Source organism: Dolichospermum lemmermannii CS-548 (genome assembly GCF_028330815.1).
GTDB lineage: Bacteria > Cyanobacteriota > Cyanobacteriia > Cyanobacteriales > Nostocaceae > Dolichospermum > Dolichospermum lemmermannii.
On sequence record NZ_JAQMTJ010000137.1, the window covers coordinates 1 to 24,197 of the forward strand.

Annotated in this window: 22 protein-coding genes and 1 pseudogene; 13 read left to right on the top strand and 10 right to left on the bottom strand. The window is 37.6% G+C overall.

Features of this window, described 5'->3' with window-relative positions:
* Positions 1–206 precede the first annotated feature (206 nt).
* Entirely contained in the window at positions 207–1,244 is a 1,038-nt protein-coding gene (locus PN450_RS08875; protein ID WP_271836051.1) for a peptidoglycan-binding domain-containing protein, read from the bottom strand.
* A gap of 19 nt (positions 1,245–1,263) precedes the next feature.
* Positions 1,264–5,037, bottom strand: a complete 3,774-nt coding sequence (gene cobN, locus PN450_RS08880) for a cobaltochelatase subunit CobN (RefSeq protein WP_271836052.1) — start codon at positions 5,035–5,037, stop codon at positions 1,264–1,266.
* Positions 5,038–5,198: 161 nt separating this feature from the next.
* On the opposite strand from cobN, the gene PN450_RS08885 reads away from it, so the two are divergent.
* From PN450_RS08885 to PN450_RS08905, 5 genes are all read left to right on the top strand, one after another.
* Positions 5,199–5,474, top strand: a complete 276-nt coding sequence (locus tag PN450_RS08885; RefSeq protein WP_148760293.1) for a hypothetical protein — start codon at positions 5,199–5,201, stop codon at positions 5,472–5,474.
* Positions 5,471–5,896, top strand: coding sequence for a PIN domain-containing protein (locus tag PN450_RS08890; RefSeq protein ID WP_148760291.1), 426 nt, complete (start codon positions 5,471–5,473; stop codon positions 5,894–5,896). Before PN450_RS08885 ends, PN450_RS08890 begins: the two co-directional genes overlap by 4 nt.
* 35 nt (positions 5,897–5,931) lie before the next feature.
* Positions 5,932–6,600 (top strand): N-acetylmannosamine-6-phosphate 2-epimerase, encoded by a 669-nt coding sequence (locus tag PN450_RS08895; protein WP_271836053.1) that lies wholly within the window; start codon positions 5,932–5,934, stop codon positions 6,598–6,600.
* Between the two features lie 300 nt (positions 6,601–6,900).
* Positions 6,901–8,016, top strand: coding sequence for a cysteine synthase family protein (locus PN450_RS08900; RefSeq protein ID WP_271836054.1), 1,116 nt, complete (start codon positions 6,901–6,903; stop codon positions 8,014–8,016).
* Complete coding sequence (locus PN450_RS08905) at positions 8,013–9,308, top strand: hypothetical protein (RefSeq protein ID WP_271836055.1); 1,296 nt, start codon at positions 8,013–8,015, stop codon at positions 9,306–9,308. Before PN450_RS08900 ends, PN450_RS08905 begins: the two co-directional genes overlap by 4 nt.
* Here PN450_RS08905 and rppB read toward each other — a convergent pair.
* From rppB to PN450_RS08925, 4 genes are all read right to left on the bottom strand, one after another.
* Positions 9,268–10,587: a two-component system sensor histidine kinase RppB gene (gene rppB / locus PN450_RS08910; protein WP_271836056.1), complete on the bottom strand. Its 1,320-nt coding sequence runs from the start codon at positions 10,585–10,587 to the stop codon at positions 9,268–9,270. The genes PN450_RS08905 and rppB overlap by 41 nt on opposite strands.
* A gap of 112 nt (positions 10,588–10,699) precedes the next feature.
* A complete protein-coding gene (gene rppA / locus PN450_RS08915) occupies positions 10,700–11,386 on the bottom strand; it encodes a two-component system response regulator RppA (RefSeq protein WP_271836057.1) in 687 nt (228 codons plus the stop codon).
* A gap of 124 nt (positions 11,387–11,510) precedes the next feature.
* Positions 11,511–12,203, bottom strand: a complete 693-nt coding sequence (locus PN450_RS08920) for a DUF305 domain-containing protein (protein WP_148760281.1) — start codon at positions 12,201–12,203, stop codon at positions 11,511–11,513.
* Positions 12,204–12,384: 181 nt separating this feature from the next.
* Complete coding sequence (locus PN450_RS08925; RefSeq protein ID WP_271836058.1) at positions 12,385–13,134, bottom strand: hypothetical protein; 750 nt, start codon at positions 13,132–13,134, stop codon at positions 12,385–12,387.
* A 187-nt stretch (positions 13,135–13,321) separates the two neighbouring features.
* Between PN450_RS08925 and PN450_RS08930 the strand changes: the two genes are divergently transcribed.
* On the top strand, positions 13,322–14,221 hold the full coding sequence (locus PN450_RS08930) for a metallophosphoesterase family protein (protein ID WP_271836059.1): 900 nt from the start codon (positions 13,322–13,324) through the stop codon (positions 14,219–14,221).
* Between the two features lie 113 nt (positions 14,222–14,334).
* On the opposite strand, the gene rpmB is transcribed toward PN450_RS08930, so the two are convergent.
* Together rpmB and htpG are read right to left on the bottom strand one after the other, a co-directional pair.
* Entirely contained in the window at positions 14,335–14,571 is a 237-nt protein-coding gene (rpmB, locus tag PN450_RS08935) for a 50S ribosomal protein L28 (RefSeq protein WP_015080243.1), read from the bottom strand.
* Positions 14,572–14,732: 161 nt separating this feature from the next.
* Positions 14,733–16,700 (bottom strand): molecular chaperone HtpG, encoded by a 1,968-nt coding sequence (gene htpG / locus PN450_RS08940; protein WP_271836060.1) that lies wholly within the window; start codon positions 16,698–16,700, stop codon positions 14,733–14,735.
* Positions 16,701–16,884: 184 nt separating this feature from the next.
* Between htpG and PN450_RS08945 the strand changes: the two genes are divergently transcribed.
* The 5 genes from PN450_RS08945 to PN450_RS08965 all read left to right on the top strand — a co-directional run bounded on the left by PN450_RS08945 (position 16,885) and on the right by PN450_RS08965 (position 20,623).
* Complete coding sequence (locus PN450_RS08945) at positions 16,885–17,274, top strand: hypothetical protein (protein WP_271836061.1); 390 nt, start codon at positions 16,885–16,887, stop codon at positions 17,272–17,274.
* 4 nt (positions 17,275–17,278) lie between these two features.
* The gene (locus tag PN450_RS08950) at positions 17,279–17,467 is read left to right on the top strand and encodes a type II toxin-antitoxin system HicA family toxin (protein WP_370567101.1); all 189 of its coding nucleotides are present in this window, start codon (positions 17,279–17,281) and stop codon (positions 17,465–17,467) included.
* Positions 17,467–17,724, top strand: a complete 258-nt coding sequence (locus tag PN450_RS08955) for a type II toxin-antitoxin system HicB family antitoxin (RefSeq protein ID WP_174783572.1) — start codon at positions 17,467–17,469, stop codon at positions 17,722–17,724. Before PN450_RS08950 ends, PN450_RS08955 begins: the two co-directional genes overlap by 1 nt.
* Positions 17,725–17,750: 26 nt before the next feature.
* Positions 17,751–18,182, top strand: coding sequence for a DUF29 family protein (locus PN450_RS08960; RefSeq protein WP_271836062.1), 432 nt, complete (start codon positions 17,751–17,753; stop codon positions 18,180–18,182).
* Positions 18,183–18,289: 107 nt separating this feature from the next.
* Positions 18,290–20,623, top strand: a complete 2,334-nt coding sequence (locus PN450_RS08965) for a tetratricopeptide repeat protein (RefSeq protein WP_334311484.1) — start codon at positions 18,290–18,292, stop codon at positions 20,621–20,623.
* 496 nt (positions 20,624–21,119) lie between these two features.
* On the opposite strand, the gene PN450_RS08970 is transcribed toward PN450_RS08965, so the two are convergent.
* A complete protein-coding gene (locus PN450_RS08970; protein WP_148760268.1) occupies positions 21,120–21,734 on the bottom strand; it encodes a hypothetical protein in 615 nt (204 codons plus the stop codon).
* Positions 21,735–21,885: 151 nt separating this feature from the next.
* On the opposite strand from PN450_RS08970, the pseudogene PN450_RS08975 reads away from it, so the two are divergent.
* Both PN450_RS08975 and PN450_RS08980 read left to right on the top strand, forming a co-directional pair.
* Positions 21,886–22,797: pseudogene (locus PN450_RS08975) on the top strand (DUF4351 domain-containing protein).
* A gap of 218 nt (positions 22,798–23,015) precedes the next feature.
* Positions 23,016–23,378: a hypothetical protein gene (locus PN450_RS08980; RefSeq protein ID WP_148760266.1), complete on the top strand. Its 363-nt coding sequence runs from the start codon at positions 23,016–23,018 to the stop codon at positions 23,376–23,378.
* Positions 23,379–23,543: 165 nt separating this feature from the next.
* On the opposite strand, the gene PN450_RS08985 is transcribed toward PN450_RS08980, so the two are convergent.
* Entirely contained in the window at positions 23,544–24,173 is a 630-nt protein-coding gene (locus PN450_RS08985) for a class I SAM-dependent methyltransferase (RefSeq protein ID WP_271836063.1), read from the bottom strand.
* Positions 24,174–24,197: the final 24 nt, after the last annotated feature.

A 24,197-nucleotide genomic window follows, 5' to 3' on the forward strand; every position in this document is an offset into this window, starting at 1 on the left:
TACCGAGATTGCCTGTGGAGCGGAAAAACCTCTTAGAAGCCATTCTAAGACCGTGATGAAGCAGGAAGTAAACACTAAGGTTATCGCTGTCCAGATGTGTCTAGACTTTGGTAATTTTGGGTAAGTTTTATAGAACGGATAGACATCTGCAATTTTGGAAGATGAATCAAGTAGTGCGGGAATCTAACTGCATTGAGAAAGCGGGATTAAAAACTTCCGCTTTTAACATCTTTAAGGCTGATACCATAAAATTCTTGAGCGCGACTAATTGCTTTTTTGGTATCAGATGCCATCATGCCGTTGATTTGACCTTTATAGAAACCTTTTTCATGTAGTCGTCTTTGAATTTCTAAAGTGGTAAAATCACTTTTGGCAGAATTTTTAACTAAACTATATAACTTAGAACGGGTGGTTTGTCCAGCCATACCACTAGCTTCTAGTTTGTGCTGTTTTTGAAAGCGATTTACAGCATCAACTGTGTTAGAACCATAGTAACCATTGGGCTGATTTTTTAAGAATCCGGCTATGATTAATTGTTCTTGGAGAATTCTGACGGCTTCACCGCGATCGCCTAAACTAAGTGTATCTTGATTATCTGATTTTTGGGAAGTAGTTATGTCATTTTCATCAGTCACCGCTGGTAATTTCGCTAATGTGGATTTACCAACAATGCCATCAACTGTGAGGTTATAAGCTTTTTGGAATCGTTTGACAGATTCTTGAGTAATTGGACCAAAAATCCCTGTGGAATTGCCATAATAGAAACCAGCGATTTTCAAGCGTTCTTGTAAAACTTTGACATCGGCACCTTCATCACCTTTAACAAAGAAATTGGGGTTTTTGCGTTTGTTGCTTACAGAAATGATATTATGTGGCGTAGTGAGGGTTGTAGGGGCTGTACTGATAAATTGTTTGTTGCTTTTTTCAACCTGAGATGTCGAATTTTGTGCTAGATTTTTAACAACATCACCGTTATTTTCGGTTTCAACCTGAGATGTCGAATTTTGTGCTAGATTGCTGACAGAATTGCTGTTATTTTCGGTTTCGAGTGCGAAAACACTACTAACACTATTAAGAATAGATAAAGTAAGAACCAGGGGAATCATGTATTTCCACGCATTGCTGGAAAAGAGTTGCCAATTTGGTGCTGCTGCTTTTTTGAATAAAGAACTGAGAGATATTAACTCAGTGGTTTCTATGTCTTCATTGGCAAAGGCTAAATGTAAATACGCAAGGTTTTCCATGTTCGTTTCCTAAATTAAATTATTTTTCTTCGATAGTTGCTTCCGCCTGATGGACTAAATTGCGGAGATTTTCTAAAGTTTGTATACTTACATCCTGCCATAACCCGCGCTGATTTGCTTCTAGTAGTCTTTCCGCAATATCGCGCAATGCCCAAGGATTTTTATCCTGGATAAATTCACAAACGGCAGCATCTTCTAAATATGCTTCAACAACACCTTGATACATATAATCTTCGACACATTGGGCGGTAGCATCGTAAGCGAAGAGAAAATCTACGGTTGCAGCCATTTCAAATGCACCTTTATAACCATGACGCATAACTCCAGCTATCCATTTAGGATTAACCACGCGAGAACGATAAACCCTGGCAATTTCTGAACTAAGTTGACGGACTTTGGGCTGGGATGTGTTGGAATTATCACCAAAATAAGTTTCAGGATTTTTACCTTGAAGAGAACGCACCGCTGCGGTTAAACCACCCTGAAATTGATAATAATCGTCGGAATCGAGTAAATCATGTTCTCGATTGTCTTGATTATGCAGGACAATTTGCATTTGCTTCAAGCGTTGTTCAAAAGCTTCCACATTATTGCTCCCTGTTTCCTGACTAGAGGAGTAGGCGTAAGCACTCCAATTTGTGTAAGCTTGGGCTAAGTCCTGATCATTTTCCCAGTTTTGGGAGGCCATTAGTCCTTGGAGTCCTGCACCATAAGCCCCTGGTTTTGAACCAAAAACGCGATATTGCGATCGCTCGGCTGCTACTTCTAAAGATAAACCTTCTTGAGTCCATTGTTCAGTTTCTTTGCGAACTGTATCTGCTAGAGGATTTTGATCTGCTGGTTCATCTAAAGCCGAAACCGCTTTCACAGCTTGATCAAATAAGGTGATTAAATTAGGAAAAGCATCCCGGAAAAAGCCAGAAATTCTCAGGGTGACATCCACACGGGGACGACCGACAATTGATAAAGGCAAAATCTCAAAATCTACTACTCGTCGCGCTGCACCATCCCAAACGGGTTGCACACCAAGTAAAGCTAAAGCTTCGGCTATATCATCACCACCAGTCCGCATGGTAGCTGTCCCCCACAGGGATAAACCCAGGGTTTTGGGATATTCTCCATGTTCTTGGGTGTAGGTTTCAATCAGGGTTTCAGCGGCTTTTCTGCCAATATCCCAGGCAGTTTCTGTGGGTATGGCGCGAATATCAACGGCGTAAAAGTTTTTACCTGTGGGCAGGACTTCGGGGCGGCCGCGGGTGGGTGCGCCAGAAGCACCGCTTTTGACGTATTTGCCATCAAGTCCCCTTAATAGGTTGGTGGTTTCTTCGCTGGTTTTTCGCAGGGCTGGGAGAAGTTTGTCGCTTATCCAATTTTGGGTTTCTGTTCCTTCGATTATTTGTTCTACTAAGTGGGCTGCTTCTATTTCTAGGAGTTCGATGACATCGCCGATGATATGACAGGATTTAAGTTTCGCGCAAAGGCGCAAAGGAGCAAAGTGGGTTATCGGTGGGGTGAAGGGGGTTGAGAGGTTGTCTGTGAGGGGGTCTATGTCTATTTGCCATTGTTTGGCGATCGCTCTGGTAATGCCGATATAATGGCGGTTGGGGATGCGGGCGATCGCTATTATTAAGTCTCGCAGTTGTGTTCCTTGGGGACATTGGCCGAATATGTGTAGGCCGTCACGGATTTGGGCTTCTTTAAGTTCGCACAAGTAACCGTCTAGGGAATTTAAGATTAAGGTTTCAAAGTTGGTGATGTCTTTGGGGTTGGTAATTCCTAAGTCTTTATATAGGTTTTCTTTGATGACTAATTCTTGAATACGATCTCGTATTGTTGGTAAACGGGAAGGATCTAAACTTTCGGCTTCGTAATATTCATCAATTAGGTTTTCTACTTGTTGCAATGGTCCATATAATTCGGCGCGGGTCATTGGTGGTGTTAAATGATCAATTATTACGGCTTGGGCGCGTCTTTTTGCCTGTGAACCTTCTCCTGGATCATTAACAATAAATGGATATAAATGGGGCATTTGTCCCAAGGCAATTTCTGGATAACAAGTATTAGATAAAGCGACACTTTTTCCTGGTAGCCATTCTAAGTTGCCATGTTTGCCAACATGAACTATGGCATCAGCATGAAAAGATTCTCGTACCCAATAATAAAAGGCTAAATAATTATGAGTTGGTTCTAAATCTGGCGCATGATAATTTAAACTAGGATCAAGATCGTAACCTCTTGATGGTTGAATGCCGACGAAAACGTTCCCAAATTGAATTCCAGAAATGGGAAATGGTGATTGGTGATTGGTGATTGGTGATTGGGAACAATATTCTCCCCAACGTTCGATAATTTGTTTTTGAATGTTTATAGGTAGGGTAGAAAAATATTTTTCATATTCTGCTGTTGACAAACTTTGGTTGATTGGTTTCCAGTCTTTTCCTTCTGGATCATTAGTAACGCTAGATGTGAGAATCTCAATTAATTCGTCTCCAGTTTCGGGAATACTTCGACTTCGCTCAGTACAAGTATTTCCCAGTTCATAACCAGCTAATTTTAAAGCCTTGAGAATTTCTACACAACTAGCAGGAGTGTCCAATCCTACGCCATTGGCAAGGCGGCCGTTGGTGTTGGGGTAATTTGCTAAAATTAGAGCTATGCGGCGTTCTTGGGGCTGTTTTACCCGCAATCGTACCCAGTTTGCAGCCAGTTGGGCGACAAATTCAATGCGATCGCTCACAGGTTCATAAATTACGACATCGGTTTCTAGTTTATGATTCCGAGTTTGCAAAGTTTTGAAAGACACAGCCCGGCTAATAATTCTCCCGTCTACTTCTGGTAATGCCACATTTATCGCCATATCACGGGGTGTTAAACCTTGTGATTGTGATTCCCATTGTTCAACGGAACTAGCACAAAGAATTACTTGTAAAACAGGAACATTTAATTTTTCCCAAAGTTCAGTCTGTGGTGTTTCTGTTTCTAAACTTGCTAGGGAAAAACTAGTAGTATTCATCAATAAACTAACATGATTATTATTTTCTTCTGCAAACAATTCACATAACTTATCGCTGACACCAGGTTCACGTAATGAAGAAACAAAAACAGGTACAGGTTGTAAATTTTTTTCTACCAAAGCATTACATAAAGCATCAATAACCTTGGTATTTCCTGCTAAATAATGAGCGCGATAAAACAAAATCCCCACTTTAGGCTGATTCTTTCTTTCTTCTTCTTTCTTCTCCTGACTCCTCTCATACAATCCCACGCGGGGAACAGATTGGGGTGCTGGTGGATTAAATGCTGTTGATAGGGCTGTATCAGTGATAAATTGCAATGCGTTGAGAAAATTTTCTATGCCACCTTCTTGAAAGTATTGCCAAATTTTCTGAACAATTTCTTGAGAAACTGTAGATTTGGAAATAAGATCAGGATCAAATCCGTCATCCCCTGGCATCACAATCAAAGTTGTGCCATTACGTTGGACAATTTCCTGGACTACTTCTAAACCATAAGCCCAGTAGGAACTTCCTCCTATGAGACGAAGCACAATTATTTGGGCAGATTCTAAAACTTGTTCACCATAAGCATCTATACTTATTTCTTGCTGTAGTTGTAATAAGTTGGCTACTCGGAGTTCAGGAAATTCTCTAGGTAATTTGGGAACTACAGCCGCTAGGGTTTGAATGTCAGTATCGGCTGCTGTAATCAACACGAAAGGGGCAGGAGTTTGTTCGAGGAAAAATAAACCTTCCGACTGATTTAATCCGCCTGGTGTGGCGCTGATTCTGTGCATAGTTGGTAATTAATAATGGAAATTTTGAGTTTAAAACTTTGGCTTTTGTACGTTAGCATTAAATGAGGCAATAAATAAATTTATTGTCAGGTCACAGATGCTATAATTGCATTATTCTGTGAAGAATTAGGAATTAAACCGCCGTTTTAATGGAGGATTTTATGCAAGTTAAAATTGAGTTACCTGATGAGTTGGGAAAACAACTTTTGGAAATGCCTGATATGCAGCTATTAGTACAGAAAGCTGTGGAAAACATATTATTAGAAGAGCAAAGCAGACGAGCCACCCATGATTTATTAGTTGAACAGAGAGAATTGTTACACCAAACTAGCAATGATGAAATTTTGCCAATTACGCGATCGCTAGTTGGTATATTGAAAGGTTATCATGTTGATGTAGCAGACTATAAAAAACATTTAGAGGAGAAGTATCTTTGAAAATTGTATTTGATACCAATATTGTTCTTGATATTTTGCTAGAGCGTGAGCCTTTCGTTAGCTTCTCTATTAATTTATTTAATGCTGTTGAGCAGCAAATTATTCAAGGTTATCTTTGTGCGACAACGATAACTACGATTGATTATTTGTTAACTAAATCAATAGGAAAGCAGTCAGCCAAGGTTTCTATTAATCAATTGCTTAATTTATTTGCGATTGCAGAGGTTAATGATGTGATATTGAAAGCGGCGATAAATTCAGATTTTTCTGATTTTGAGGATGCTGTTTTATATCATTCAGGCATTTATGCGGGTGTTGATGGTTTTGTAACTCGAAATAGCAAGGATTTTAAAACTGCTAGTTTGCCTATTTATAGTCCAACTGAATTACTAAGCATTATTCAAGAAATAAAGCATGACTGACAGTATTTTATTACAACTTTTAGACAATATCAAACATGACTAATTTACCAAAAGGATTAATCGTTTCCTGTCAAGCGCCTGTAAACTCCCCATTACATGATCCTTATATCATTGCCGCAATGGCACAAGCAGCAGTTAATAATGGGGCTGTAGCCGTGAGAATTGACACTCCCAGTCATATTCAAGCTGTGCGGGAAAAAGTCCAAGTGCCGATTATTGGCCTGTGGAAACAAATAATCACAGGTTGTGATGTTTATATTACACCACAGTTTCATCATGCTGTGGCCGTAGCTGAAGCAGGTGCAGATATTATTGCTATAGATGCTACTACGAGAAATCGTCCCGGTGATGAAAAGTTAGCAGATATTATTACTCTGATTCATGATCAATTAAATAAGCCAGTTATGGCAGATGTAGATACCTATGAGGCTGCACAATTAGCAGTTAATGCGGGTGCGGATATTGTGGGAACTACTCTTTTTAGCTACACTGAGGAAACTCAAGACTTTTCTCCTCCTGGTTGGGAATTACTGACTAAAATAGTAGAAAATCTCAACACTTTTGTGATTTGTGAAGGTGGTATTTCTTCACCACAAATGGCCAAAAAAGCCTTAGATTTAGGTGCTAATGCTGTTGTTGTGGGTGGAGCAATTACCGGAATTGATTTATTAGTTAAAGCTTATATTTCTACATTAGAAAATTAAACTTACAGCACTTCCCGGTGTTATGAGGTACATATCTAGCGGGCAAGATGCCCGCACTACAAGGGTCAATTTAAGCTCAAATCTTTACCATATCTCGTTCCTAGACTCTGACTAGGAATGCAGTTGATGAGGCTCTGTCTCTAATCTTATTGAAGGCAGAGCCTTCTAGCCCACATTCCCAGCCAGAGACTGGGAACGAGATAACCCTCATTTCTCCGTGACCTCTGTGCCTCTGTGGTTCGTTATTCCCTGGCGTGTCTGATTTCATCTCTATTTCATCTAAGGTTGGCATCCTTAGAGATGAACAGTATTTGGTTATTAATGATGGTTACTTGCTCCCCAGAACTAACCCTGAAAACTAGCTTACCAGCATCACCGCTATTTGCCACGGTGACAGAAGCATTAGGTAAAGTTCCCATTGTTCGATTAAATCGAATTCACCCCACTTGTGAAGATCATCATTTATATCTCAAATTGGAATCTTGTAATCCCGGTGGGAGTATTAAGGAAAAAAATGCGGCTTATCTGGTAAATGAAGCCGAAAAACAAGGTTTATTGCGCTCAGGTGGGACAATTGTTGAATCTAGTTCTGGTAACTTTGGGATTGGGTTAGCAATTGTAGGCGCAACTAAGGGTTACAGGGTGATGATTGTGATTGATGCCAAAACCCCTGTAACAATGCGAAGAATGCTTACTGCTTATGGTGCAGAATTGGTAGAAGTGCCTTTGAGTGAGGCTGATAGTCAGGGTTCAATGCAGGTAGCAAGAATGGCAAAAGCCCAGGAATTAGCCGCAAATATTGCTGGTGCTTGGTATCCTTGTCAACATAAAAATCCTAGCAATACTGATGCCCATGAACTGTGGACAGCGCGGGAAATTGAAGCTGCTTTTGGCGGTGCGCCGGATGCTATAGTGATTGGAGTCAGTACAGCCGGACAGTTAGGCGGTATCAGTCGCTATTTTAAACGGTATTATCCCCAAACAAGAATTATCGGTGTAGATGTGGCAGGATCGGCAATTTTTGGGACTCCCAGACACCCCTATAAGATGACTGGACTGGGTTTATCTTTCGTTCCCCCCAATTTTGAACCGCAAATGTTAGACGCGGCTTATAGCGTGGATGATGGTTTGGCGTTTTCTGTTTGTCATGGTTTGGCTAAACAGGAAGGGATGCTTTTAGGTGCTTCCACTGGTGCAATTGTGGCTGCTGCTTTAGCTGATACTCAAAGATTTACTACACCTCAAACTATGTTACTACTTAATCCTGACCGGGGCGATCGCTATTTGGAAACAGTTTACAATGCCGATTGGTTAACAGCACAAAATATCAACATCCTTCAACATTCCCATCTCACCGCAGCAATTGCTAATCTTCTACCTGTACCATTGGATATTGTTGGTAGGAGTCAAGAGTGAAATTACAAGAATCTCAATCAGTTAGTTTAGGGACTTTATGGCGGGAATTTTTGCCTTTATCCCTCAGTGATGTAACTATGGCCTGTGGTGATCCGATGATGACTACTACCTTAGCTCATCTTCCTGATGCTCAAAATAACTTAGCGGCTGTAGGTATTGCTAAATCTTTGGCGATATTTTTTGAAAGTCCAATTATTATGATTTTGCACGCTGCTAATGCTTTAGCGGGTTCTCAAGATTCACGCAAAGCATTATGGCGATTTACATTATTGGTAGGTGGAGGATTAACTTTTTTATTAAGTTTGTTGGGACTACCGATCATATTTAATTTTGTCGGTGTGAGTCTGTTGGGCATACCATCTGCAATTTTAGCTACAGTTAGTCAAGTATTATTACTAATGGGCGGTTGGCCATTTGCGATCGCTTGGCGGCGTTATTTTCAAGGACTATTAATTTATCATGGTCAGTCCGGTGCTGTGGCTAAAGCTAGTATTTGCAGGTTATTGACTTTAGCCGTAATCCTCACATTCGGGTTTTTCTACCAAATATCTGGGGGCGTAATTGCTGGCTTAGGGCTTATGGGCGGGGTGATAGTCGAGGCTATCGTTGTTACAATTTTTGCCCGTCGCAGTGGGGCAATTTTACCACCACAAATAGAACAACCTAATTTACCTCGCAATTTAACGCAGGTATGGAAATTCTATTTACCCCTAGCTAATTCGATGATGGTGGTTTGGGGCGGAAGGGCGATATTAATCAGCATTCTTGCCCGCGCTGAAGATGCGACAATTGCCATTGCAGCTTGGTCTGCGGCTTGGGGGTTAGTGCTGGTAATTGCCAATTCTACCCGTATGGTACAGCAAATGGTGATTAAATATCGCCATCAAGTTAGCGATCGCCAACTGCTGACTTTTGCTATCAGCGTAGGTGCTGCTTGTTCGACTGTACTATTATTAATGAGTTTAACACCCATAGGCGATCGCATTGTCCAAAGTTTTATCGGTAATGATCTTACCTTAGCTAAAAGTATTAAACCTGTACTTTTGATTTGTGCAATTGTGCCATTATTTGTGGCCTTACAGAATGCAATTCAGGGGTTTTTAGTGAGTGAAAATCGTACAGGTCATGTGAATCTATCTACATGGTTAGGAACAGGAACTTTATTGATAATTACCACTTTTGCTATTAACAAAGGTATGAATGGTGCAATGGCCGCTGCTATTGCCATGATTACATCTATGTTAGTTGAAATTAGCTGTTTACTTTGGAAAAGAGTGGCAAAATCACAGTAAATGTACTGCCATTATTTACATCACTTTGTACTTCTAATTTGCCTTTGTGATTTTGGACAATTGCTAAAGCGATCGCTAAACCTAATCCAGATCCTCCTGTATGACGAGAACGATCTGCATGAACTCGGTAAAAGCGATTAAAAATGTGGGGAATATCTGAAGTAGGAATACCAATACCTGTATCTTTGATAGTAATTAAACCTTGATGATCATTAGTTGTCAGATTAATTATTACTTCCCCAGATTCAGGAGTGTATTTAATAGCATTGCTAACTAAATTCAACAACATTCGATAAATTTGACCTTCATTACCTTGAATATAGAAATAAGATTCAATCGGAATATTACTAGATAATAAAACTTGGGCATTCATGGCTACTGGCATTAATTCTTCTTCCACATCTGCCACTAAATCATTTAAACAAATTTCCTGCCATTTTGCTTCTTGTAAACCACTTTCTACCCTAGACAATAATAATAAATCCTGGGTTAAAGTTACTAATCTTTTGATTTGTCTCTCCAAAGCTTTTTGAGTTTCTTGATTAATTGAATTTGTTTCGACAATTGTTTGTAAAGATGTAATCGGAGTTCTTAATTCATGGGCTGCGTCAGCCGTAAATTTTTGTAATTGTTGATAGGATTTTTCAATTGGTCGCATAGCTAAACCTGCTAACCACCAACCAGCACCACCAATTAAGATCATAGAAAAGGGAACACCCAATCCTAATAACCAATGTAGACTATTCATATAGTCATTTAATCGTTGTATAGATCGCCCTACTTGTAAGTATCCCCACAATTGATTCCCTTTGATTTTTAAGGGCATTAAATGCAAATGATATAGTTCACCATTGCGATTTTTAATATCGTAAGAATGATGAATTTGTAGATTAGGGGGAAACTCATCGGGATTATTACCAATAGCTGCAATTACTTCTCCTGATAGTGTTAAAAACCGGAGATAATATCCTTCTGATAATAAACCCAGTAACTCCGATTCTGATTTAATTGGTAAACAAGGTTGTTGTTTAAAACAAATTCCTGGTAAAGATTTCTGAGTTGTAATAGATAATTCTCCAGGAATTTTTAACTCTGTCTTTAATTTATCCTCAAATACCTTGCCAAAAACTTCTAACTCTCGATCAACAGTGCGAGTAAAAGCTTGTACCATAATAATATGAGCCATGCAACCACATATTAATAAAGTTGATCCCATCACACCAGCATAGGTAAAGGCTAATTTTAACCGAGAATTATTAAAGATTGAATTATTATTCATCTAATTTGATATTTTGTAAATATAAGATCCCCGACTTCTTTTTTTATCTTGTTAATAAATTATCAATTAATGTCAGAAGTCGGGGATCTCAACCCTGGTAACACACCATCCATTATCCACAAAAACGATAACCAAAACCTCGCATAGTTTCAATAGCTTTAGGAAAACCACATTCTAATAATTTGCGTCTTAGTAATCTCACTTGTGCAGCCACAACATTACTCACTGTATCACTTTCAAAATCCCACAATCTAGCGCGAATTTGTTCATGAGTTAGTATTTGTTGAGGATGCTGCATTAAATATTCTAGTAGTTGAAATTCTTTGGCTGTAAGGATAATTGGTAAAGAAGGTTCTAATCCTAAATTCACAACTGAAAAATTACTATAATCTAACATTAATGAACCTATTTGTAATTGCGGTGGTTGGAAATTTGGTAATCTTCTTTGTAATGCCCTTACCCGTGCCAATAATTCTGCCATCCCAAAAGGTTTAACAAGATAATCATCTGCACCCGCATCTAAACCCGTAACCCGATCATTCATGCTATCTCTTGCCGTTAATAGCATAACTGGTAGTTGATTTTTTTGCCCTCTTAATCTTTGACATAATTCCAACCCTGACAACTGCGGTAACATCCAATCTAAAATTGCAATTTCATATCTTAATGGTACAGTATTCAGATAATCCCAAGCCGTTTGTCCATCTTCAACCCAATCCACTATATAATCACGCTGGGTAAGAGCATTATGAATACTAGTTCCTAAATCATGTTCATCTTCAACTAATAATAACCGCATATATAAAAGTTATATTTAATAATACTAATTATTAGGGTGAATCAGATATGAAACTTTATCAAATTTACCTCAATTATCGAGTCGAAAACACCCTAAAATTTTCGAGTCCGGTTTTCACAATGTTTTACAGAGGCTGGGACTTATACCAATTTTGATACCATTGTTCCATCTGCCTAATTTCCGCTGTTTGACTTTTAATGATAGACTTGGCTAAATTACGGATTTGTGGTTTGGTAGTTTTTTTAGCAATCATCTGTGACATTTGTACAGCCATCCGATGATGAGGAATCATTTGACGAATAAATTCTTTGTCAAAATCTGGTGCATTTTTTAATGTTTCTAAATCCATATTCATGCACTGCATTTTGCAATTCATCGGCATTTTCATCATGTCTGGGTTCATCTGTTGTCCCATATTTCCATGATTTGCCATCATTCCTTGATCAGTCATAGCCATGACAGGTACTTCTTTACCGTACCATTTCTTATACCAGGTTCGCAGTTGTTCAATTTCGCTGGTTTGATCTTTTTTAATAGCAACCGCGAGGTTCTTAATTTCTGGATGTTGTGCGCGAGTGAATGCGATATCAGCCATTTCTACTGCTTGCTGATGGTGTGGAATCATCATTTCGATAAAATGCTGATCTGTTTGCATCATCATCCCTTTTTTGGGGGGATTAGCTTGTTTAGATGAATGATGAGAATTGTGTTCAGAATTGGGACTTTGTGCTTGTGTGTTACTGACGAGTAATAATCCACTCACAGCACTACTACTTACTAACCCAATCAAACCATAAATTAAATTTTTGCTTTTCATAACTTGTTTTTCTTTGAGAATATGAAGATTTAATAGTAAAAGTCATCAAACCTAACTATTGCAAATACTTTCACCCACTTATGTGTTTAACTGTAATTATAGCTTTTCATGGCAGTATGAAATCAAGATGAAATGTTTTGTGATATTAACATTTCTTAATAAAACAAACATCTATCAAATTTCAGCGGTTAAAAATTATCATTTCATTACCCACCACTGGACTCCGGGCAATTATTTTCTTTTGAGAATCAACAATTTCTAAATGGATAAAATTCAGTTCTTGAGAACGTTGTAATATTTCCGCAGCTAGTTTATCCTGTTGGGATTTTTCCAGATCATACCAAATATCACTAATTTTCACAGTTAAATCGCTGGTACGGAAATTAGCTTGAAGAGGTTTTATGAGTTGAGAAATAATATTTTTGTCTTTGGTATTCTTCACGGAAATGCTAATATCTGAAAACTGATTTTCAATTGCTGCTAGTAAAGTTTGTTCAGGTGTTAATTCTCTAACTGGGGTTGGAGTCGGTTCTGGTTCTCTAACTGGGGTTAGTGTGTTAATTTCCTCTACTGGGGGGACAGTTGCAACTTCAGCAGATTTAGGAATAAATGTAAATGTACTTATCCCTATTGTCACCACAAAAATTACAGCAAAAATTCCTGTCAGCACCGTATCTGACACATTGTTAGATATATTTGATGGTAAAAATAAGCGGAATGTCCTTAAAAATCCATCCCAACGCGATAAAAAATGAGTTTTTTTCTGAGTATCAGCGGGTGTTTCTGTCTCCAGTTTCACTACTGTAGTTTCTAAAACACCAATTGTTCCCCGCAAAACTTGGATAATTGTCGTTTTCCAAATTGGTTGATTTTTTTGATAAAGTATAGCTGCGGGTTCATTTCTTGGTTTTCTACGTTTTTCTCCTGACATGGAACTTTTACCCAAATTAGCGAATCAAAAACAGAGAAAACATACAGCAGATTTCGCTCTAATGAGGTACAAACTTGAATTATGAAACTCTTGTAGTGCGGGCATCTTGCCCGCTACATAAGTACCTCATAACACCGGAAAGTGCTGTATTTTGACTATAATCATCTATTGTGCCATTTAATGAATTATGAATATTAGCCGTCGTCAATTTTTGTTTTTAAGTGGAATCAGCACCATAGGATCTGGATTTTTGGGTGGGAAATTATTAAATACAAATTCTCTCATAGAATCAGCAATGGCGGCTAACCCAGTCAAAAAAGATTTATTATTGCGTTTTGTCTCCGTTGCTGATACGGGAACTGGCACAAAAGGACAATATGCTGTAGCAAATGCTATGAATTTTTATCATCAGCAAAATCCATACAATTTAGTAGTTTTAGCTGGTGATAATATCTATAATAATGGGGAAATTGAGAAAATAAATGAAGTTTTTGAACGTCCCTATCAAGCTTTACTAAAAAATGGTGTCAAGTTTCATGCTTGTTTAGGTAATCATGATATTCGCACTGATAATGGTGTTCCCCAAGTTAAATATCCTGGTTTTAATATGCAGGGACGTTATTACACATTTAGTCAAAATAAAGTTCAGTTTTTTGCTTTAGATACTAATGGTAATGCTGATTGGAAAAATCAATTAATTTGGTTAGATCAAGAATTAAGTCTGAGTAAAGCCCCTTGGAAAGTTGTTTTTGGTCATCATCCTATTTATTCATCTGGTCATTATGGGAATAATAAAAGTTTTATTAAAACCTTTACTCCTTTGTTTGAAAAATACAATGTTCAGCTTTATATCAATGGTCATGAACATAATTATGAACGAACTCGCGCTATTAATGGAACTACCTATTTAATCTGTGGCGCTGGTGCAGGTAATCGTCCGGTTGGCCGTTCTCAATGGACAGAATATTCAACCAGTGATTTGAGTTTTGCAGCCTATGATGTGTACGCAGATAGAATGGAAGTGAGTGGTATTGATACTAAAAATAGAATTTTTGATCGAGGTATAATTAACTTAAAAAGTGTTTAATGAAAGGAGTCAGGAGTCAGGAGTCAGGAGTTAGAAAGAAGAAAGAAAAGAAGTATAATCAAAAAACTTTTCCTTCCCCTGTTTCCTGTTCCCTGTTCCCTATTCCCTGCTATTTAGTAATGGTTGAGGTTGATTCCTGCTTCTTTTGCCATTGCGTCTAAACCTTTGAATTCTAAGGTTTTGATAGCTTTGGTGGAAAGTTTCAATTTTACCCAACGGTTACCAGCAGCCCACCAAACCCGCTTGTTTTGCAGATTAACGTGTTGTAGACGGTTGGTGTGACGGTTGGAGTGGGAAACGGAACAAGCGTTATTGGCTTTTTTACCAGTTAGTTGACAACGACGGGACATAATAAGTATCTCCTAGAGTGTTATTTAAAGACAACCTTCCTATTATATCTGCAAACCAGGCTAGATGACTGGAAAACATTGGCAAAGGCAAGAACCAAAATATAAGCCCGTGTAGAGACGTTCCATGGAACGTCTCTACTACAACATTTACCAGCAGATGTTTATTTGCTGGCTTGTTCTGTTAGCTTGGTGAGTACGTCATTAGAACGTTCGACAAAGGATTTCATCCCATCTGCATCAAAGCCTTTTTGCGATATAAGTGCCAAATCGTAAACGTGCTGACACATCATATTAACTAATTGACTGGAGGGGGATTCACCATCACCCTGAATAATACTACCTTGACTGAGATTAACCAAGTTTTGAATTAACGGGTGAGCAGTATTTACTAGTAAAATATGTTCTTCGGGAAATTCAGCGTTTTGTTGCTGCATCATAGCACTCATTTCTCGCATCCGCCGGAGAAATTCGGGTAATAATACCATTGCAGGTGGTGTTCCCTGTGGGTCATCTGATTTTAAGGACTCGGTGCGGATGTTGAGTTTTGGCTTGTTGAGGGCTTTCTCAAATAGTTCTTTAATGACTTCTCCTTTGGTCTTGTTGGTGGTGGGGTCAACAATTTCGCTGGTTTTGTCATCGAGGAGGGTATTATCGAGGTCAGAGTCTACCCGTGTAAATTTGACATCTCGATATTCTTGTTCTAGGAAGTTAATGAAGTGGGTATCAATGAAGGAGTCCATAAAGAGGACTTCTAAACCTTGATTTTTGTGCAGTTCTATGTATGTGGATTGAGTAGCTGCATCGGTGCTGTAGAATACCTTGTTTTCGTGACGTTCTTTGTTCCGTTCTAGGTATTCTTTGAGGGTGGTGTAGGGGATGCTGGTCGCGTTTGCTGGGGTAACATCTTGCCACGCATCACCATCGGTAGATTGAACTTCAACGGCTGCGGTGTCGGCTACAGGGGCTTCTAATTTGGCTGTGCTACGGAAGATGATGATGTCTTCAACTTGTTTTTTGAATTTATCATCGTTGAGAACGCCAAATTTCACGAATGTTCCCAAGTCTTTCCAGGCTGTTACGTATTGTTCGCGGTTATCGCGGTATAATTCTTTGAGTCTATCGCCGACTTTTTTGGCGATATAATCTCCTATTCTCTTAATAGTGCGATCGCCTTGTAATGCACTTCGAGAAACGTTCAAAGGTATATCAGTGCTATCAATCACGCCCCGCATGGGCATTAAAAACTGGGGAATAATTTCCTCACAGTTATCACTGACAAACACCTGATTGCAGAATAATTTAATTTGTCCTTTGGTAACATCTACATCAGGACGCATTTTCGGGAAATACAAAATCCCGTTAATCACAAAGGGATAATCTGTGTTCAAATGTACCCACAGCAAGGGTTCTTCTTGGAAAGGATACAAATAGCGGTAAAACTCTAAATAATCTTCCTCTTTAAGATTACTGGGAGATTCACGCCATGCAGCTTTTTGTTTATTTAAAACTTCCCCATCCATTTTAATGGGAACTGACATGAAATCGCAGTAAGTCTTGACAAGATTCCTAATTCGTGCGGGTTCGAGAAACTCCTCTTCTTCTCCTTCCAATGTGAGAATAATCGTAGTTCCGCGAGTGGTGCGAGGAGATTCATCTAAAACAAACTTAGGTGAACCATCACAAGTCCAACGCACAGCTTGTGCGCCTTCTTGATAGGAAAGAGTATCAATCTCCACCTGTTTCGCTACCATGAAGGAAGAATAGAAACCTAAACCGAAATGACCGATAATTGGTTGATCTGCTTTACCTTCATACTTGTGAATAAATTCTTCAGCACTAGAGAAAGCAACTTGGTTAATATATTTTTTGACTTCCTCTGCTGTCATTCCAATGCCATTATCAGTAATGGAGAGGATTTTGTTGTCTTTATCAATGCTAATGGTAATTTCTGGTTCACCAATTTCCCCATTGTATTCCCCAGCACGGGATACCATGTTTAACTTTTGGATAGCGTCTACTGCGTTGGATACCAGTTCCCGCAAGAAGATTTGATGATCTGAGTAGAGAGACTTCTTGATAATCGGGAAAATATTATCGGTATGAATACTGATATTGCCTTGTTCTAACATAGTTATCCGTCGGTTTTACTTGCAGATATATTTTATGAAAATCATTTTTCCGTGATTTTATCGCTTTTGGGGTCAGGAATACCTCTTCATTATGATTCGGATTACACTACCAGGATTATTGTTGATGGTTTTAGGCATTTATAATAAAAATTAAGTATATTCAACTATCTTGAGGAATAATTCTATGGAACCGATAACTTTAGTTACTGCCATTACTACCATATTTCTCACTGGAGTGTTACAGAAACAGGGTGAAAATTTTAGTGATTTTCTCATGCAAAAGGTTGGTGAAGCGCTTGCTGTCATTCGCAAGCATTCCCCAGAAACAGCAGCAGCTTTAGAAACAGGTAATCCAGAAGTATTATCTCTCAATTCAGAAGTTTTACAACAAATTCCCTCAAATCCGATTTTTGCGGAATTAGTTGCTACTGCTGACACAGAGGAAAATACCACATTTCAGGAAAAGTATCAAGCAGTGAAAGCTGGTGGCACAATTAATATTATTGGTAAACAGATTAATATTTCCCAAGCTGGTACCGGCAATACTCAAAATAACAACTTTAGTAACTTCTGAACTTATGATGAAAATACGAGAAGTTATTAATTTACTTGAATCAGATGGTTGGTATTTGGTAACAACAGAAGGTAGTCATCGTCAGTTTAAACATCCCATCAAATTAGGTAAGGTAACAGTATCAGGGAAAATGGGTGATGATGTCAAGAAAGGAACGTTAGGAAGCATTCTCAGACAAGCAGGACTCAAATAATGGATAAGTATCTGATCGTTTTAGAAAGAACTGAAACAGGATTTTCCGCATACTCTCCTGATGTGTGGGGTTGTATTGCTACAGGTGAAACACTGACAATAACTTTAGAGAATATGCGTTCAGCTTTAGTTTTTCATCTTCAAGATAGCGAATCAATTCCCTCACCTCGTGGTATTGATGCTTATTTGGATGCTTTACGTGAGTCAGAGGGTGAGGAATTTTATCTCACACATATTGGGGTAGAAGTTTTGAAGTGAGAAATTTAATTCAGGAGGTTTGAGTTATGGAAGAATTACTAGAACTTCAACAATTACTGATTAATGGCAATATTCCTGGTGCATTGCTGCTAGTTGAAGAGATGACTGAAATGAGCAAAGATGATAAATTGAATAAGATTTTCAGTTTTGGCAAAATTATTCTTCTGCATTTAATTAAGCAAGCTACGGAAAAACGGACAACCAGATCATGGAATTTGTCTATTGCTAATGCAGTGAAAGAAATTCAACGCACAAACAAACGTCGTAAATCTGGGGGAATGTACTTTACAACTGAAGAATTGCGAGAAACTTTAGAAGATGCTTATGAATTGTCATTGAATGGTGCAGCCAAAGAAGCATTTGAAGGTAAATATGAAACTGAAGAATTAGCAGCAATGGTAGATAAGGAAATGATATTACAACAAGCTATTAATTTAATTTTAGAAAATGCTATATAGACAAAATAGTCAAATTAAGTCTTTTCTCGTTCCCATACTCTGTATGGGAATGAACTCTAGAAGTCTCTGACTTCAATAATAGCAGAAATAGCAGAGGCAGAGCCTCGATGATAGCATTCCCAGTCGGAGACTGGGAACGAGATAAATTACTTTTTAATTACAATTTTCCTATGAACTTTAACCACATTGACAAACACATAGAAATTACACAATCCGGCGATAACAATGTTCAAACTAACATCTTTTCCTCCCAACCTACACAACTAGAAGGAAACCCCTTCACACCACCACAACCCCGTGAGGGTGGACTGTTTGGACGCGAAGAGGAATTAGAAAAACTCCATCAATTATTGCAAGGTGGTAAAAATGTTTGTGTTGTTTCTGGTATGGGTGGAGTTGGGAAAACTGGACTTGTGCGAGAATATGCCAATTTAACAGAATGTACATCATTCTTTACAGGTGGAGTCTATTATATTGATGCCAGAGATAGGCAAAATATGGCTGCGGAAATTATCGCATTGACTAAATGGAGATTTAAAGCCGATTTACCAGCAGATTTATCTACTCAACAAATGGTAACGAATTGTTGGCAACAATGGAAATACCAAACAGAAAATGTATTATTGATTCTTGATGATGTATCTGGGTTAGCTGACATCAAAACCTATTTACCACCAGAAGATTTAGGTTATGTGCGGTTATTGATGACTTCGCGGGAAAATCCTGAAACAGATATTATAGAAAAATTAGAATTACAAGTATTGTCAGAAGATGCAGCAGTAGATTTATTAGCCTCAATTATTAAACAAGAAAGAATTGATGCAGAACCAGAACAAGCTAAACTACTTTGTAAAGAATTGGGATATTTGCCTTTAGCTTTAGAATTGGTGGCATATTACCTAAAAAACAAAAAATATCAGCAACTCTCGCTGTTAGAAATGCGTAATAAGTTAAAAGAAAAAATTAAGCATCCTTCACTTTCACCCAAAAGGATGCCTATGGAAATGCAAGCAATGAAAAATCTACAAGCTGCATTTGATTTGAGTTGGGATGAATTGGACGAAGAGGAACGATATCTTGCTTGTATTCTGGGAGCATTCGCACCTTCTCCTATTCGTTGGGATTTTGTGACAAGAATTTATCAACAGTTGCAAGGTGAATTATTTAATCATGATAATTTAAAAGACCGTTGGTTAAACTCTCTATGCTATCTGCATCTAGTGATGACTATTGAAGAAGATATTTATAATTTACATTTACTTATTCACGACTATTTTAGTCAACATCTCGAACAACATTCTAACTATAGCCAAATCAAACAAGCATTTTGTGATGTTTTTGCTGATGTTGCTAGTAATATTGATCAATCAACCAACCTGGAAATATTCAATTTAATTGAACCACATCTCAAAAAGATGATTGCTTGGTGTGCAAGTAATGAAGATATTGAATTTGCTCGCAGTTTAAATGGTTTAGCATTCCTGTATTATTCTCAAGGACGTTACAATGATGCTGAACCTCTTTATTTGCAATCTTTAGATATCTGGAAACGCCAATTAGGTGATGATCATCCCGATGTTGCTACCAGTTTGAATAATTTGGCAGGATTGTACAGGTCACAAGGACGTTACAATGATGCTGAACCTCTTTATTTGCAATCTTTAGATATCAGAAAACGCCAATTAGGTACTGACCATCCTGATGTCGCACAAAGTTTGAATAATTTGGCAGAACTGTACAGGTTACAAGAACGTTACAACGATGCTGAACCTCTTTATTTGCAATCTTTAGATATCAGAAAACGCCAATTAGGTGATGATCATCCCGATGTTGCTACCAGTTTAAATGGTTTAGCAGCATTGTATAAATCTCAAGGACGTTACAATGATGCTGAACCTCTTTATTTGCAATCTTTAGATATCTATAAACGCCAATTAGGTGATGATCATCCCAATGTTGCTACCAATCTAAATAATTTGGCATTATTGTATGACTCACAAGGACGTTATAACGAAGCTGAACCTCTTTATTTGCAATCTTTAGATATCGAAAAACGCCAATTAGGTGATGATCATCCCTCTGTTGCTACCAGTTTGAATAATTTGGCATTATTGTATGAGTCTCAAGGTAAATATTCAGAAGCTGAAAATTTAGCTAAACAAGCATTGGTAATATGTCAAAACAGATTAGGTAATGAACATCCTAATACGCAAAATGCAGCAGTTACAGTAAAAAGCTTGTATATAACGGAACTTTTACATTGTAATATAGAAACTTTGTTTGGTATTCTCCAAGTGCTTGCACAACAAGCAAACCTTCCTGAACTTAATAATGAAACAGCGTTAACCTTACTAGAAAGAATAGAAAATAATCCTGAACTATTGTCATCTATTCGAGAATCTTTGCAACAGCAAACAGAAGCATCTGATGGCGATACATAAAAACAGGTTTGTAATGCAATCATAAAATTGTCTGAATCAGGATGTCCAGGATTATAGGATTTACAGGATTACAAGTGTCAAAATACTTAGTAAATTACTAAAATCCTGAATAAGCTTATGCTTGAGTTAAATAAATATAGACGAAATAACCCTTTGCTCCTTTGCGACTTTGCGCGAAAAAAACCATCAACCAATACACCAAAACAATAAAACATTAACTCCCGAAAAAAGGTAATAAACCTATTGACATCTCATTTAAAATATGTTATCCTGAACTTAATAATGAAGAACTATCTCGCAAATAGACAAAATAACCCTTTGCTCCTTTGCGACTTTGCGCGAAAAAAATCATCAACCAATACACCAAAACAATAAAACATTAACTCCCGAAAAAAGATAATAAACTTATTGACATCTCATTTAAAATATGTTATCCTCAACTTGATAAGGAAGAACTATCTTAAATAATTTTTAAAATGAAGTAGTATAAAAATCATTAAGATTCCAAAATTTCCACTAAAATTCGTAATAAATCCTCCAAGTCAGCCGGAACACGATATAAATCAAGGTCTTGAGTTACTGTACGAGACAGACGATCAAATTGCCCAAACTGCCAAATATTGCCTGTAGAAACTGCACCGTGTAAAATATTCTTGTCTGATTCAATCCATTGATCAAGAGCAATTAGTTCAATTGCTAATTGCAAAAAACCTTTTTCTAAGTCTTCATTTTTAGCTTCAACAACTAGAAAAACTTGGCAATTTTGCATTAAATAATCTAAAGAACCTTTTAATTGATTATTAACAACAATCGGATATTCAATATTAAGCGTAGCTTGAGTATAGTGCAGTACGTCCGTTAAAACTGGAGCAATAAGAAATTCCCTTCTGGCCATTTCACTAGTCAAACTAAGACGAGGTAAAACTTCTTCAATACGTGCTTTTAGATCAGTTAAACGATCAAAAGTATGAGTAGATTGAGGTAATTTTAAAGAGCGACGTTGAAGAGAAACATTAAAATAAGCTAAAATATCTTGTGGAGCAAAGTTAAGTTTAAAATAATCAGCAAAAGTATAAGACTGTTCTGGATTAATGATGTTTGTTTTTGGCATTTTATTTTTAGTACCTGTTTATTGTATAGTAATTTAAGGATTGTTTTTATTTGTAGTCTTACTTAATTATAGTTTTTATTTTATGATTTAATACCTGTTATTGTAAACTTAATCAACAAAATCTATCTTCAGAATCTAAATAGAACCAATTGTGACCCGCTTTATCCATGACCAATTCGCCAAAGACTATTTAGAAGAACTACTAAAACCCTTTGGACAAGTTGAAGCACCCAGCCATTTAGCTGGAGAAATCAGGGAAATAGATGTATTATTTTCCCCCGTCAGCACACAAACCGCCGACATCGAGATATTAGGATTGTTAGGTAAACTAGCAGCTACACCTGCTATCTTTGAACCCTTTCGCAATCCAGCAAGCAAAGAAGAAATCTGTGATTGTTTGTTAAAATCATTAGAAGTGAGAGGTGCATTACAACGAGAAGCAAAACGGAATAAAAACCCCATAGCTACCATAGAAACACCTAAACTATGGGTTCTGACACCAACAGCATCACAAACCCTATTATCGGGCTTTAGAGCCATAGAAAACCCCAATTGGCCAGCAGGAATCTACTTTTTAGCAGATTACTTGAATACAGCCATTGTCGCCATTCATCAATTACCACGTACACCCGAAACCCTATGGTTAAGACTATTAGGACGGGAAACAGTACAAAAAAGAGCAATTGATGAATTAGAAACATTACCAACTAATTACCCATTCCAATAAGCAACGTTAGAATTGCTTTACAACCTCCAACAGACTTTACAGATCAATAAAAGTTCAGAACCAGAAGATAAGGAGTTAATTATGCGGTTAGCACCATTTTATCAACGAGATAAAGAACAAGCTAGACTAGAAGGAGAACAAAAAGGAGAAGAACGTCTAGTTTTACGGCTAATAAATCGCCGATTTGGTGAAATTAAATTATCATTAATCGAGCAAATTCAATTATTGTCTATAGAACAACTGGAAAATTTAGCAGATGCTTTGTTAGATTTCTCACAAGTTGCTGATTTAGAAACTTGGTTAAAGCAACAGAAACCACAAGAAACAGATAGCTGATGACTTAATGTTAGCAATGCGAAAAAGATTAAATTGCAATTTTAAACCATTGTCATTTATTCTTTAAGCATTGCATAAAAAACAAAAAGATTAGATATCAATACACAAGCATTGGTTAGCAATCCAAATCTACTCAAATAAAAAATCTAAATAACGTCTTGCCATAAATAAACATTGTATAGTAAACTGATACAAATATTTTCAACAACAAAGTTATCATGCCAGCACCAGATACTACCCGCCGCATCACCCCTAGCAACCTCCAGCAAGACATAGATTCTTACAACGGACTCAAAGCCGTCTCCGGTTATACTACTGCTCGTGTAGCAGCCACACCGGAAGCATTACAAAAAGCTTATGCAGAAATGGTGACAAGACAACAAGAAGAAACCGAAAAACAAGCATTATTTAAAGCGTCCGCAGACGCAGCCAAACAAGCAGAATGGGAGTTCCATAATGCTGTTTTAGCCATGAAAGAAGCAGTAAAAGGTCAATTCGGGTCAGATAGTGATGCAGCCCAAGCAGTAGGTTTCAAGAAGAAATCAGAACGGAAACGTCCCACCAAAAAGAAAACCGAGTAAATAAATAAGGATATTCTCATGATCTTATACCATTTCTTTATGAAGCTGCGTTGAATTTTGTAACCTTGTCTTTTCCTCCTCTGTGTTCTCTGTGCCTCTGTGGTTCGTTCCTTTCTAAATTTGGGGCATCTTTATACAGAATTGGTATTAGACAAGCGATCGCACTCATATTTTTTCTAAGATCAAAAAGTAGTGATATGGGAAAGTAGGATCAACATATTCTTCCCTCATTATCAAACCAGCTTTAGCAACAGATTCCAAAAACCGCTTTTTGGGATATCCTTTCAATCCCAATTCCCAATAATGTTCATCACAAAGTGGTGTTGTACTCCAAAATTGGGGAATTTCCCAGAGTAAATGTCTGGCTTTAAGTAGAAAAGAAGTTTTGATTTGCAATGATAGATATTGAGTAGTATTGGGAATCGAAATCACCAAATATTTCTTAGTAATTGCGGCGAGTTTTTGCAATGCTAATTCAGATTTTTCATAAGGAAAATGTTCTAATACCTGAAACAGAACAATTGCATCAAACTTGTCTTGTGGTAGTATAAAGTCCGCCGTCAAATCCAAGATTATATCTGGTTTGAGACTAGGATCAATATCCGCCGTAGTTACGTTATAGTTATTTTGTCGGAGTATTTCTGTAAGCAAAGAATTAAAAATACCAATTTCTAGAACATTTTTAACTTGACTACCCAAGGAAAACAATAACCGCGACTGATGATGATAACTAATAAATCTTTCCTTGGAAAGATATTGCGAACTTGTAATCCCTAAAGAAGAAATCAATTCCATAGAAAGCCCCCTATTTACTAATGA

Bases quoted from the DNA above. Each gene is read 5' to 3' on its own strand.
- PN450_RS08875 (WP_271836051.1), bottom strand. From the start codon at position 1,244: ATGGAAAACCTTGCGTATTTACATTTAGCCTTTGCCAATGAAGACATA.
- cobN (WP_271836052.1), bottom strand. From the start codon at position 5,037: ATGCACAGAATCAGCGCCACACCAGGCGGATTAAATCAGTCGGAAGGT.
- PN450_RS08885 (WP_148760293.1), top strand. From the start codon at position 5,199: ATGCAAGTTAAAATTGAGTTACCTGATGAGTTGGGAAAACAACTTTTG.
- PN450_RS08895 (WP_271836053.1), top strand. From the start codon at position 5,932: ATGACTAATTTACCAAAAGGATTAATCGTTTCCTGTCAAGCGCCTGTA.
- PN450_RS08900 (WP_271836054.1), top strand. From the start codon at position 6,901: ATGAACAGTATTTGGTTATTAATGATGGTTACTTGCTCCCCAGAACTA.
- rppB (WP_271836056.1), bottom strand. From the start codon at position 10,587: ATGAATAATAATTCAATCTTTAATAATTCTCGGTTAAAATTAGCCTTT.
- rppA (WP_271836057.1), bottom strand. From the start codon at position 11,386: ATGCGGTTATTATTAGTTGAAGATGAACATGATTTAGGAACTAGTATT.
- PN450_RS08920 (WP_148760281.1), bottom strand. From the start codon at position 12,203: ATGAAAAGCAAAAATTTAATTTATGGTTTGATTGGGTTAGTAAGTAGT.
- PN450_RS08925 (WP_271836058.1), bottom strand. From the start codon at position 13,134: ATGTCAGGAGAAAAACGTAGAAAACCAAGAAATGAACCCGCAGCTATA.
- PN450_RS08930 (WP_271836059.1), top strand. From the start codon at position 13,322: ATGAATATTAGCCGTCGTCAATTTTTGTTTTTAAGTGGAATCAGCACC.
- rpmB (WP_015080243.1), bottom strand. From the start codon at position 14,571: ATGTCCCGTCGTTGTCAACTAACTGGTAAAAAAGCCAATAACGCTTGT.
- htpG (WP_271836060.1), bottom strand. From the start codon at position 16,700: ATGTTAGAACAAGGCAATATCAGTATTCATACCGATAATATTTTCCCG.
- PN450_RS08945 (WP_271836061.1), top strand. From the start codon at position 16,885: ATGGAACCGATAACTTTAGTTACTGCCATTACTACCATATTTCTCACT.
- PN450_RS08950 (WP_370567101.1), top strand. From the start codon at position 17,279: ATGATGAAAATACGAGAAGTTATTAATTTACTTGAATCAGATGGTTGG.
- PN450_RS08955 (WP_174783572.1), top strand. From the start codon at position 17,467: ATGGATAAGTATCTGATCGTTTTAGAAAGAACTGAAACAGGATTTTCC.
- PN450_RS08960 (WP_271836062.1), top strand. From the start codon at position 17,751: ATGGAAGAATTACTAGAACTTCAACAATTACTGATTAATGGCAATATT.
- PN450_RS08965 (WP_334311484.1), top strand. From the start codon at position 18,290: ATGATAGCATTCCCAGTCGGAGACTGGGAACGAGATAAATTACTTTTT.
- PN450_RS08970 (WP_148760268.1), bottom strand. From the start codon at position 21,734: ATGCCAAAAACAAACATCATTAATCCAGAACAGTCTTATACTTTTGCT.
- PN450_RS08980 (WP_148760266.1), top strand. From the start codon at position 23,016: ATGCCAGCACCAGATACTACCCGCCGCATCACCCCTAGCAACCTCCAG.
- PN450_RS08985 (WP_271836063.1), bottom strand. From the start codon at position 24,173: ATGGAATTGATTTCTTCTTTAGGGATTACAAGTTCGCAATATCTTTCC.